Consider the following 12,865-nt stretch of genomic DNA (forward strand, 5'->3'; position numbering starts at 1 on the left):
AAGGTTTTTTTAAATTAATAAAGCAATTTGGGTATGGGGACAATCTTCCTAAAATCAATATTAGATAATGATTTCTATAAATTTACAATGCAGCATGCTGTAATAAAGCTGTTTCCTAAAGCTAAAGTGCGGTATAAATTTATAAACAGAGGAAAACATACTTTTCCTTCGGGTTTTGCTGTTTTATTGCGTCATTCTGTTGAAGCAATGACAAAACTACAATTGACTCAAGAAGAGAAATTATATTTAAAGAAACATTGTCCTTATCTAGATCCAACCTATTTGGATTTCTTACAAGGATATACTTTTGATGCTTCCGAGGTCGAGATAGAACAAGTTGGTTCCGAATTAGATATTACAATCGAAGGATTCTGGTACCGTACCATTTTATGGGAAGTCCCATTGATGGCTTTAATTTCGGAACTTTTTTACGCATCTCAGGATTTAGTGAGAATAGATGATAAAGCGGTTCAGGATATTACCAAAGCCAAAATTGAAAGTTATAATGCATTAGGAGCTTCAGTTTTAGAATTTGGTACAAGACGACGTCATTCGTATAAAGTACATACTTTGGTTAATGAAACATTAGCTCTTTTTGGTCAGGAAAGTTTTCTAGGTACAAGTAATGTGCATTTAGCAATGCTTAACGGTAAACGACCTTTAGGAACTCATGCGCACGAATGGTTTATGTTTCATGCGGCGCAATATGGGTTTAAAGTTGCCAATATAGTTGCGCTGGAGAATTGGACACAAGTTTACGGAGGTGATTTAGGAATTGCCTTGACAGATACTTATACTACAGATGTGTTTTTTGAGCAATTTGATAAAAAGTATTCCAAGCTTTTTGATGGAGTTCGACATGATAGTGGAGATCCAATTGAATTTGCTAAAAAAATTATTGCACATTACACAAAACTCGGAATCGATCCTAAGTCTAAAATCATAGTTTTTTCTGATTCATTAAACTTAGAAAAGGTAAAAGTGATATCAGATTTCTGTAAAGGCAAGATAAAAATGTCATTCGGAATTGGTACAAATTTTACCAATGATGTAGGCTTGCCAGCAATGAATATGGTTATAAAATTAACCGAAACGAAGCCAGATTTTACACATTGGGAAGGAGTTGTAAAACTTTCGGACGAAAAAAATAAAAATACGGGAACTCCCGAAATGATTGCTTTGGCAAAACAAGTTTTAGGTATTAAATCCTAAAATATTGTTTAAAAAGCAGTTTTTTTATAAAAATAATGAGTTTCTGTTTTTAATTTAAATAAATGCGTTTAAAAGATACTTTTATTGATAACTTTCAAAAGATTGACTTTCATTTTTTAAGGAGATATAGTACATTAGCAAAAAATCCAAAATTCATTTATGCTAGAGCAAAATCAATATAACGAAGATAATATTCGATCACTCGACTGGAAAGAACATATTCGTATGCGTCCCGGAATGTATATCGGGAAATTGGGAGATGGATCTTCACCAGATGATGGTATTTATATTCTTTTAAAAGAGGTTTTAGATAACTGTATCGATGAGTTTGTCATGGGTGCAGGAAAAACTATTGAAGTGACTATCAGAGATAAAACCGTTTCGGTTCGTGATTACGGCCGCGGAATTCCTCTAGGGAAAGTTGTTGATGTAGTTTCAAAAATGAATACAGGAGGGAAATATGACTCCAAAGCTTTCCAGAAATCAGTAGGTTTAAATGGAGTAGGAACCAAGGCAGTAAATGCACTTTCTAACTATTTTCGCGTAGAATCTGTTCGTGATGACAAACAAAAAGCAGCCGAATTTTCAGCAGGAAATTTGGTTCTTGAAGAAGATGTAATTGATACTACAAAACGAAAAGGAACAAAAGTAACTTTTGTTCCAGACGAAGCTATTTTTAAAAATTATAAATTCCGATTAGAATATGTAATAAAAATGGTTAAAAACTATTGTTACTTAAACAATGGTTTGACGATTATATTTAACGGAGAAAAATACATTTCAGAGAATGGTCTTAGAGATTTATTAGAAGAAACAATTAGTGCTGAAGATTTAGAATATCCAATTATTCATTTAAAAGATACGGATATCGAGATTGCTTTAACACACAGTAAAACACAATATAGCGAGGAATACCACTCTTTTGTAAACGGACAAAATACAACGCAAGGAGGAACGCACTTAGCTGCTTATAGAGAAGCAATTGTAAAAACTATCCGTGAGTTTTACAATAAGAATTTTGAAGCATCAGATGTGCGTAAATCGATTGTGAGTGCGATTAGCATCAAGGTGATGGAACCAGTATTTGAATCTCAGACCAAAACCAAATTAGGTTCTATGGATATGGGATCTGATGATGGAACGCCGCCAGTATCAGTTCGTACTTTTGTAAATGATTTTGTAAAAAATAAATTAGATAATTATTTACATAAAAACCCTCCAACAGCCGAAGCTTTACTTCGTAAAATTTTGCAGGCAGAAAGAGAGCGTAAAGAACTATCTGGTATCAGAAAACTTGCGACAGATCGTGCTAAAAAAGCCAATCTGCATAATAAAAAATTAAGAGATTGTCGTGCGCATCTTCCAGATACAAAGAATCCTAGAAACTTAGAAAGTACCCTTTTTATTACCGAGGGAGATTCGGCTTCGGGATCTATTACCAAGTCACGTGATGTAAATACACAAGCAGTTTTTAGTTTGCGTGGTAAGCCTTTGAATTCCTACGGAATGACAAAGAAAATTGTGTATGAAAATGAAGAGTTCAATTTACTGCAAGCAGCTTTAGATATTGAAGACGGATTAGAAAAATTACGATATAACAATATTGTAATCGCAACCGATGCCGATGTCGATGGAATGCACATTCGCTTGTTGTTGATTACTTTTTTCCTGCAATTTTTCCCGGAATTAATAAAAGAAGGACATTTATATATCTTGCAAACACCACTTTTTAGGGTTCGAAACAAGAAAGAAACTATTTATTGTTATTCAGAAGAAGAGCGAAAAGCAGCTATCGAAAAATTAAAACCAAAACCAGAAATCACGCGATTTAAAGGTTTGGGAGAGATTTCGCCAGATGAGTTCAAGAACTTCATTGGAGAGACGATTCGACTAGATCCTATTATGATGGATAAAAACACATCGATAGAACAATTATTATCTTTCTATATGGGTAAAAATACACCAGACAGACAAGAGTTTATTATCAAGAATTTGAAAGTGGAACTAGATGCTATAGAGGAGGAAGTTTAGTTTTTAAATAAAATATATTGTCAACCGATCTTCAAAATAAAGTCATATTTCAACAAGTAGTTGAGTTATTGCAAAATGCCCGACAACAAGTTTTATGTACTGTAAATTCAACGATGACAATTACCTATTTTGAGATAGGAAGAATGATTGTTGAAGAAGAACAAAACGGAAAAGATAAAGCCGAATATGGAAAACAATTATTGAAAGGACTTTCTCAGCAATTGATTAAGGAATTTGGAAAAGGATTTTCAGTTGATAACCTACAGAATATAAGAAAATTTTATTTAGTGTATTCAATTTCCGAGACAGTGTCTAGTATTTTGGAAATTAAGAATTCCGAGACAGTGTCGCGGAATTCTAATGATTCAATTTCGTCATCGCTGTCGACGAATTTCAGAAATGAAAAAATGCAGATATTATCTTCGTTTTTTAAATTGACTTGGTCTCATTATGTTTTTTTAATGCGAATTGATGATGAAAAAGAAAGACTTTTTTACGAAATAGAATCTGAAAAATACAATTGGAGTGTTCGAGAATTAAAGCGACAGTATGATTCGGCACTTTATAGCAAATTATCATTAAGTCGTGATAAAGAAGGAGTTTTAAAATTATCAGAAAAAGGTCAGATCATTGAGAAACCTAAAGATATTATTAAAGATCCTTACATACTTGAATTTTTAGGATTGCCAGAATTACATCAATATTCAGAATTGCAATTAGAAGAAGAAATTATTAATAAACTAGAACATTTTTTACTAGAGTTAGGTCATGGTTTTACTTTCGTCGCAAGACAAAAAAGAATTACATTTGATGATAAACACTTCCGAATTGATTTAGTTTTTTATAATAGAATTTTAAAATGTTTTGTACTTATTGATTTGAAAATAGGTGAATTAAAACATCAGGATTTAGGTCAGATGCAAATGTATGTTAACTATTATGATAGAGAAATGCGTTTGGAAGATGAGAATAAAACGATTGGAATTATACTTTGCCAAAATAAAAGTGAGGCAGTAGTAAGATATACTTTACCAGAAAACAACGAGCAAATTTTTGCTAGTAAATATAAAACAGTGTTACCGAGTGTTGAGGTTTTAAAAGAACTCATCGAAAACAAATAATATTAAAATTATAATTTCGAATATAATTAAATGAAAGACGAAGAAGACGATAACATAATTCCAGATAACGAAGAAAATAATTCGGAGGATACTAATTCTTATGATGAGAATCAAGAAGAAGATGAATCTGAAGAGATTATCGAAGTAGATGCCAAATCTTTTGAAGGAGGACATTTTTACGATAATAACGATGGAGAAGGTGGTGATACCATTACCAAAGTTACCGGAATGTATAAAGACTGGTTCCTGGATTATGCTTCGTACGTAATTCTGGAACGTGCTGTTCCTGCTATCGAAGACGGATTTAAACCCGTGCAACGTCGTATTATGCACTCTCTTAAAGAGTTGGATGATGGTCGTTATAATAAAGTTGCCAATGTTGTAGGTCACACCATGCAGTATCACCCTCACGGAGATGCGAGTATTGGTGATGCAATGGTACAAATAGGTCAAAAAGATTTATTGATAGATTGTCAGGGAAACTGGGGAAATATCTTAACAGGAGATGGAGCTGCAGCTTCGCGTTATATTGAGGCACGTTTATCTAAATTTGCTTTGGAGGTTTTATACTCTCCAAAAATTACCGATTGGGGTGTTTCTTATGATGGTCGTCGTGCAGAACCGAATAATCTACCAGTAAAATTTCCTTTGCTTTTGGCACAAGGGGCCGAAGGTATTGCGGTTGGACTTTCTACGAAAGTATTGCCACATAACTTTAATGAATTAATCGATGCTTCGGTAAAAATTCTTAAAGGAAAACCGTTTACATTATATCCTGATTTTATGACTCAGGGTATTGCAGATATTTCTAATTATAATGATGGACTTCGTGGCGGACGTGTTCGTGTACGTGCCAAAATTGCACAATTAGACAAGAATACACTTGTAATTACGCAAATTCCGTTTTCGACCAATACGACTACTTTAATTGATAGTATTTTGAAAGCCAATGAAAAAGGCAAAATCAAAATCAAGAAAATTGAAGATAATACTGCGGCAGATGTAGAGATTTTGATACACCTTTTTCCAGGAGTTTCACCAGACAAAACAATTGATGCTTTGTTTGCGTTTACAGCCTGCGAAACTTCTGTAGCGCCTTTAGGTTGCGTTATTGAGGATAATAAACCATTGTTTATTGGTGTTTCAGCAATGTTGAAGATTTCTACGAACAGAACTGTCGATTTGCTTCGACAAGAGCTAGAAATTCAATTAGAGGAATTAAAAAATAAATGGCATTTCTCTACTTTAGAGAAAATCTTCATTCGTGAGGAAATGTACATTGATTTCAAATTATATTCTGACAGAGAATCGTTGTATAAATATTTATATGACCGATTTGAACCTTTCAAGAAATCATTCGTAAGAGAAATTCACGATGATGATTTACAGCGTTTGACTCAAATTCCAATGATACGTATTACCCGTTTTGATTCTGATAAAGCCGATGATTTTATCGCTAAGTTAGAAGATGAAATGAAGGAAGTAGAATACAATCTGGAAAACTTAACAGATTTTGCGATTGCTTATTTTACCAGATTAAAAGAGAAATATGGTAAAGGACGTGAACGCCAGACAGAACTTCGTGTTTTTGATAATGTTGAGGCTACAAAAGTAGTTTTACGTAACACAAAGCTTTATGTAAACCGCGAAGAAGGTTTTGTTGGAACTAGCTTGAAAAAAGATGAGTATTTAACTGATTGTTCGGATATTGATGATGTGATTGTATTTTTACGAGATGGTAAAATGATAATTACAAAAGTTGATTCTAAGACATTTGTGGGTAAAGATATCATACATGTTGCTATTTTTGATAAAAGCGATAAACGTACAATTTACAATATGATGTATCGTGACGGAAAATCAGGGCCTTCATATATAAAACGTTTTAATGTTTCGGGAGTTACACGTGATAAAGCGTATGATTTAACCAATGAAACTACAGGTTCGCAAGTAGTTTATTTTTCGCATAATCCAAACGGAGAAGCCGAAGTAATAACTATTTTACTGCGTCAGGTTGGAACGATTAAAAAATTGAAATTCGATATTGATTTTGCCAAATTAGCTATTAAAGGAAGAGCTTCAAAAGGAAATTTGGTAACCAAATATCCAATTAAGAAAATCGAACTTAAAGAAAAAGGAATCTCTACTTTATTGCCAAGAAAAGTTTGGTTTGATGATACTGTAAAGCGTTTAAATGTAGATGCACGTGGAGAATTGTTAGGAGAATTTAAGCCAAGTGATAAAATATTAATCATTAGCCAGACAGGAAAGCTGAAGGTGATTATTCCAGAATTATCAACTCATTTTGATGAAGACATGATTGTTTTGGAAAAATGGAATCCTAAAAAGCCAATTTCAGCTATTTATTTTGATGGGGAAAAAGAACGTTACTATATTAAGCGTTTCTTGATTGAGACTGAAAATAAAGAAGAATGTTTTATTACTGAACACCCTAATTCTCAGCTAGAGATTGTTGCGACTGATTATCGCCCTGTAGTCGAATTAGTTTTTGCTAAGGTAAAAGGAGTTCAAAAAGATAATTTGTATGTAGATATCGAAGATTTTATTGCTGTAAAAGGCTTTAAAGCATTAGGGAATCAATTAACAAGTGATAAGATAAAACAAGTTAATCTGTTAGATCCATTACCATACGAAGAACCAAAAGAAGAAGTTCCTGAAAAACCGGAACTATCCGATGATGATTCAGTTGAAACGGAACTAGACGACGATGGACAAATCGGGTTGGTTTTAGATTAAAAGATTATTTTTAAAAATAAGCACAAAAAAAAACGCTAAGTAAATCTTAGCGTTTTTCATTTATAATAAATGAGAATTAAATTAATTTTCAGAGTTAATTAATACTTCCTCTTTAATCCATTTTACCTCGTCATTTTCGATAACGACAATCATTTTATCGCCATCTTTTACTTCGCCAGAAATTATTTTCTTGGCCAATGGTCTTCTTAAATGACTACGAATAATACTCTTAATAGGTCTTGCACCGTATTTGGCATTATATCCATTTTCTGCCAGATATAGTTTGGCTTCCATAGGGATTTCAACAGTTATATTGATGTTTTTAAGTAAATCCATGAACTCTTTTTTGAGGTGGATTTCAAATATCTTCAATGCGTTTTCTTTGCTAATAGGAGCAAAAGGAACAATTTCGGTTAATCGTCCTAAAAATTCTGGTCTAAAATAATTCCCCATAATTTCCATTAAGGAAGTTGAAGTTGGAATTTTACCACTATTAAAAGTTTCTACAATATGATCTGCACCAATATTAGAAGTAAAAAGGATAATAGCGTTTGAGAAATCTCCTTCTTTACCTAATCGATCATGAAGTTTTCCTTCGTCCATAATTTGCAAAAACACATCATATACAGAGGTATGTGCTTTCTCGATTTCATCAAATAATACGATTGAATATGGTTTTTGTCTTATTTTATTCACCAATAATCCACCTTCTTCATAACCCACATATCCCGGAGGTGCTCCATAAAGTAATGCTGCGGAGTGCTCTTCTTTAAATTCGGACATATCAAAGCGGATAATAGCATTTTCATCCTGAAAAAGGAACTCGGCCAAACTCTTTGCTAGTTCTGTTTTTCCTGTTCCTGTAGGCCCTAAAAAGAAAAATGATGCAATAGGTTGTCCAGCTTTACTTAAGCCTGATCTTGACTCTAAGATAGATCCTGCAACTGTAGCAATACAATGGTCCTGACCAATAACTCTTCGACCTAAAACTTCTTCAATATTGTTTAATTTTTGCTTTTCTTCTTCTTTTAGTTTTCCAGCAGGAATACCTGTTTTTTGAGCAATAATAAGCGATAAATCAAAAGCTTCGATATGTACACGTTTGTCTAAAGCTCTTTCTTCAAGAGTACTTATTAGGCTTTCGATATGATTGATGATAGACTCTGATGTTTCAAATATTTTGTTGTCATTTTGTTCATCAACAACCATCAAAAATGTTGTCTTATTGATTAAATCGGTAAGGAACCAGTTTGATTCTTTTATTAATTGTTCTTCAGATAAACCAGCATCATTTTGCTTTAAAAGCTTTAATTTATCAAGAATTGATTGTTTTTCTTTAAGAAAAGTTTCGCCAGACGTTTTTAAAACCGACATCGTATGGTCGATAAGATTAATAGCCGATTCTGGTAGACTTTTTTCTTTTAAATATCTTTTGGATAATCGAATGGACTCCGTAATAGTCTCATCATCGATTTGTATTTTATGATGTTCCTGATATGTTTTAATGGACTCGCGAATCATTCGAAACAAAGTGTCATCATCAGATTCTTCTAGTTTTACAATCTCAAACATACCAGATAAACCTTGTTCTTTTTCAATTCTTTTGGTGTATTCATCGATTGTCGATGTAGCAATAATGTTTAATCCTTTAGCTAATTCGCCTTTTAAAACATTAGAAACACCTGAATCGCCACCGTTTTTATCTAATAGAATATGAATTTCTTCGATAATAAGAATCGCTTTAGGAAACTGTCTTAGTTCCTGAATACAATTCTTTAATCTATCCTCGATTTCGCCTTTATAAGAAGCTCCAGCGATTAGGGATGATAAATCTAGTTCGAAAAGTTGTACTTTATTTAAGACATCTGGAACTTGATTTGCAATTACATTTTGAACAAGTGTATCTATTAAAATCGATTTTCCAATACCTCGATCACCAATTAATAATACATTGGGTTTAGAAAATCGACAAAGAATTTCTTTAATCGTGTTTAATTCTGTTTCACGACCAATAGCAACTATTCTCTTTTTCTTTTTTTCGAGGTTTTTATGAATGCAGTATTTGCCTAAAAAGCCTTTTTTAACTTCTTGTTTGGCAACATTTTGGTCTTGAGGTATATTAGTTTGGTCTTCTAGTAATTCGTTTCGGGAAATAGGATAAGTTTTCATCTGGTCGAAATTAAAACCTACTCCAGGTGAACTTAATGCTACTATGATGGCATAAAGAGTAATTTCATCTTCATTTAATATAGCTCTTACCGATTCGGCTTCTTTGATAATTTCATCAATTACATCGCTCGGTTCTGCATTAAGAACCTGACTTGTTTTAGGTTCATCTTCCATTCGAACTTCTGCCCATTCGTCAAGATAATAAACATCTTTCCCCATAGTTTCAAGTTGTTTTAAAAGAGATAAATCTCTGTTTAAAATGGCTTTTAATAAATGGGCTGCCGAATAATATTTGTTTGAATTGGTTTTAGCAATTTTTCTTGCTATTTCAAATGCACTTAGTAATTCTACGCTGAAAATGTTTTTTTCTTCTTCCATACTATTTTAATCTTTAGACCAGATCAAGTATTTTTTTACTTTATAGCTAATATTTAGTCCCTTAATGCAATTATTTTGTTTGTCTTTGTTTAATCGTATTGATTCTATTTTTATTTTTTTTCCTTTAATAGCAGCACATAATTGTGAAAAAGTCAACAATTCTTTATCATTTTTTACAATCGGAATATCAAGATCATCACATAAATATTCAGAGAAATCATCTTTGACTTTGCTACCTTCTGCAACTTTAGTTAGTAAAATTTCAAACTGATCTTCGGATACTTTTGGAGCCTTTTTTACTGCGCTAATACTATCTTTTTGAGTTTTAGTTTTTGGGGCAACAGGTACATATTGTAACATGTCTTCCAGAGGGTCTTTTTTAACAGAACCCCTTGGTAATGAAAAAGCTTCTGCCTTTTTTTCATATTCATACGAGGTAACATCCAGCGGATTTGTTTTCTTAATTACTCTGGTATGCACATAAATTGTTTTTTTTGCAACGGTGCTAAAATCTCCATTTATGATAAGTGTAATTGTTTTTTCGCCCGGAGTTGAAAAAGTGTATACTGGATTTGCCGAAGTTTCGTCGATTCCTCTTCTATTTTCTCCAAATGACCATTCCCATGTTCTGGCATCATCAGATTCTGATCTAAAATAGGTGGGTTGTCCTGCGGTGATTATTTTTGGGACGATAATTTGCGGAGTTCCAAATTTATCAGCAGCATATTTATCCTTAATTACGAGTTCTCGAGTATGGGTACAATCCCCATTTATAGTTAGGGTAACTTTATATTTTCCAGGTTTTTTATACACGTGAAATGTATGTCTTCTTACATCTAGTAACGACCCATCTCCAAAATCCCATTCCCATGTTTTTGCGTTATGGGTTCGGTCATAAAACTCAATGGATTCCTCGCTTTGCGAGTGATCTGAAAAAATGTAAAGCTTAACATCTTCACAGTCTACATGGTTGAAAAACTGTACTATAAATGCAACTATTCCTATCAATAATAAAATTGAAAAGAAGAATATAACCCTAATATCGATATTTTTTTTATTCATTTTTTATTTTTAAGAATTCACAAAAGTCAGAATATATTTTATAAAGTTGCTCGCAAAAATAGTTTTTATTATTTTAAGATTCCAAGAATTATTACTATAAAATTTACAAAAAATAATTTGTATTCTTACAGAATAATTTATTACGTTTGCAACCTTGTGATTATGGATGTAATAAATTCATAATATAAAGAACCAAGCTAACAAATACCACAACAGTTAGTCTTTTGGAAACTAAAAAGTGATATTTCATTTCACTTTTTAGCATTATTACATTTATTTAAAAAATAAAAAATACCTTATTGTAGTATTTTTATGACTTGTATAAGTCTTTTTTAATAGAATTATAATTTAGATTGCAACAAAAATTTTAGAATAATAAAAATCTGGAGATAATTGGATGTTTAAATTCATTATCACTAAGAAAAATTATAACAAAGAATCTAAGCTAATAAATACCACAACAATTAGCTTTAAAAATTATAAGGATTAAAGGATTTTCAATAATTGATAATCTTAATAAATACTCTATTTTTTTCTATAGAGATAAAATAATAAATTTTATAAATGAAGCAGGTAATTTTATTAATGCTAATGATATGTTCATTTACTGAGTGTAGGAGTCAGAGTTATATTTCTCAGATTCCCTTTAAATATGATTATTCCTTGGATTTGTTGAAAAAACAATCTCATATGGAAGAAACTGGATTAAAGAATAAAACTGTTGTAAATGATAATTCGGAAAATTTAAGTGATGCTACTTTAGCCTTAAAGGAGAAGTATTCGATAGTTCTTGCTGTAACTCCTAATAAAATAACGAATTACAATTTGTATGGGTATATCGATACTTGGATTAATACGCCGTACAAAGAAAAAAGTTTTTCGAAAAAAGGAATCGATTGTTCTTATTTCCTGCAATCACTGTATAGTGATGTTTATAAAGTAACACTTCCTAAAGACCCTGCTGGAATGTGGAAATCTAAAGCAATTCAGATTTTTACAGGACGAAGTTTTTTGGCAGAAGGGGATTTAGTTTTTTTTAGATACGATAAAGATCATCCTATCTCGGATGTTGGTTTATACCTTCATAACGATAGGATTTTGGCATGTACAGATAAAGGATTGGCGATTTATAATTTCAATGACGAATATTTTCAATTGCGCTATATAGGAGCAGGAAGAATCAATGAAGATGCAAAGAAGAAATAAACAATCTCTTGAAACTTTGGTAAAAGAAATAGAGAGTATTTCTTATGATATCAGAGCCGAAATTATAGCCAATGAGCTTATTGAGAGCAATAATGTTGTCTCCGAAGAAATTATAATTTCTAACAGAGGACAATTCTCAAGAGCGTATAGGAGTGATGTTTTGGGCGCAACAATTCAGGATGATAACTATGATAAACAGGAGTATCTTAATATATTCTTGTCTAGAGATAGTATCTATGATGCGCTACCAGAGGGCTATGTTCATAGTTTGAGTGAGAACAATACTGATAAGTCTGTTCGACAAATGATAAAAGAGCATAAGCATCAGAAAAAACAAGAAGCCGAAGCTCGTAATTTTTTTATTCCTTTTGAAAATGAAATTTTTCATTATAGGACTAAGATAGAAAGTGTTGAGAGAGATTTTTTATACAAATTAAACGGAAGTAAACCACTAGATTTTTTTTATGATTTCTGGGGTTTGCCACATATTTACCCAGCAGTTTTGGTGTCTAAGTTTATTCAGCTTTTGCCATACGCTTATAAAATTGTTGGTGATATTGATTTAGCATGCCGCTGTTTAGGCAGTATTATAGAAGAAAAAGTACAATATAAAATAACAAGTTCTAAAGAATATAGTGATGAGAGTCAGCAAATTAATTTAGGAGAGAATAGATTGGGTGTCGATTTTATTTGCGGTAACAAGTATATGGATTACTCCATGAATGTAACCGTCGAGATAGGACCAATAATCAATAAGCCTTTTCAAGATTATATTCATGAAGGCGGGGTTAAAAAATTTATAGATTGTTTTTATGAGCATTTTTTTCCAATGGAAGTTGAGCTTAAAACAATCTTATTAATGAATGAAGAAACAGAAGCATTTAATTTTAGTAAACAACCTGTGTTGGGGTATACAACACGAATTTAGA

8 protein-coding genes are annotated in these 12,865 nt (G+C 32.1%); 6 read left to right on the forward strand and 2 right to left on the reverse strand.

From position 1 onward, the window contains the following. The first annotated feature begins 33 nt into the window (after window positions 1-33). The 4 genes from pncB to OA93_RS08220 all read left to right on the forward strand — a co-directional run bounded on the left by pncB (window position 34) and on the right by OA93_RS08220 (window position 7,121). Window positions 34-1,212, forward strand: coding sequence for a nicotinate phosphoribosyltransferase (pncB, locus tag OA93_RS08205; protein ID WP_039112670.1), 1,179 nt, complete (start codon window positions 34-36; stop codon window positions 1,210-1,212). A 159-nt stretch (window positions 1,213-1,371) separates the two neighbouring features. Beyond that, a complete protein-coding gene (locus OA93_RS08210) occupies window positions 1,372-3,243 on the forward strand; it encodes a DNA topoisomerase IV subunit B (protein ID WP_039112671.1) in 1,872 nt (623 codons plus the stop codon). A gap of 17 nt (window positions 3,244-3,260) precedes the next feature. Beyond that, on the forward strand, window positions 3,261-4,364 hold the full coding sequence (locus OA93_RS08215; protein WP_039112672.1) for a PDDEXK nuclease domain-containing protein: 1,104 nt from the start codon (window positions 3,261-3,263) through the stop codon (window positions 4,362-4,364). Between the two features lie 30 nt (window positions 4,365-4,394). Beyond that, the gene (locus OA93_RS08220) at window positions 4,395-7,121 is read left to right on the forward strand and encodes a DNA gyrase/topoisomerase IV subunit A (RefSeq protein WP_039112673.1); all 2,727 of its coding nucleotides are present in this window, start codon (window positions 4,395-4,397) and stop codon (window positions 7,119-7,121) included. Window positions 7,122-7,202: 81 nt separating this feature from the next. Here OA93_RS08220 and OA93_RS08225 read toward each other — a convergent pair whose 3' ends face one another. Both OA93_RS08225 and OA93_RS08230 read right to left on the reverse strand, forming a co-directional pair. Further along, window positions 7,203-9,668, reverse strand: a complete 2,466-nt coding sequence (locus OA93_RS08225) for an ATP-dependent Clp protease ATP-binding subunit (RefSeq protein WP_039112675.1) — start codon at window positions 9,666-9,668, stop codon at window positions 7,203-7,205. Between the two features lie 6 nt (window positions 9,669-9,674). Beyond that, window positions 9,675-10,730, reverse strand: a complete 1,056-nt coding sequence (locus OA93_RS08230; RefSeq protein WP_039112676.1) for a PKD domain-containing protein — start codon at window positions 10,728-10,730, stop codon at window positions 9,675-9,677. A gap of 690 nt (window positions 10,731-11,420) precedes the next feature. On the opposite strand from OA93_RS08230, the gene OA93_RS08235 reads away from it, so the two are divergent. Further along, window positions 11,421-11,936, forward strand: coding sequence for an NlpC/P60 family protein (locus OA93_RS08235; RefSeq protein ID WP_240474698.1), 516 nt, complete (start codon window positions 11,421-11,423; stop codon window positions 11,934-11,936). Beyond that, window positions 11,920-12,864, forward strand: coding sequence for a hypothetical protein (locus OA93_RS08240; protein ID WP_240474700.1), 945 nt, complete (start codon window positions 11,920-11,922; stop codon window positions 12,862-12,864). The genes OA93_RS08235 and OA93_RS08240 overlap by 17 nt, the downstream gene beginning before the upstream one ends. The last annotated feature ends 1 nt before the right edge of the window (window position 12,865 follow it).

The organism is Flavobacterium sp. KMS, assembly GCF_000813005.1.
Classification (GTDB): Bacteria; Bacteroidota; Bacteroidia; order Flavobacteriales; family Flavobacteriaceae; genus Flavobacterium.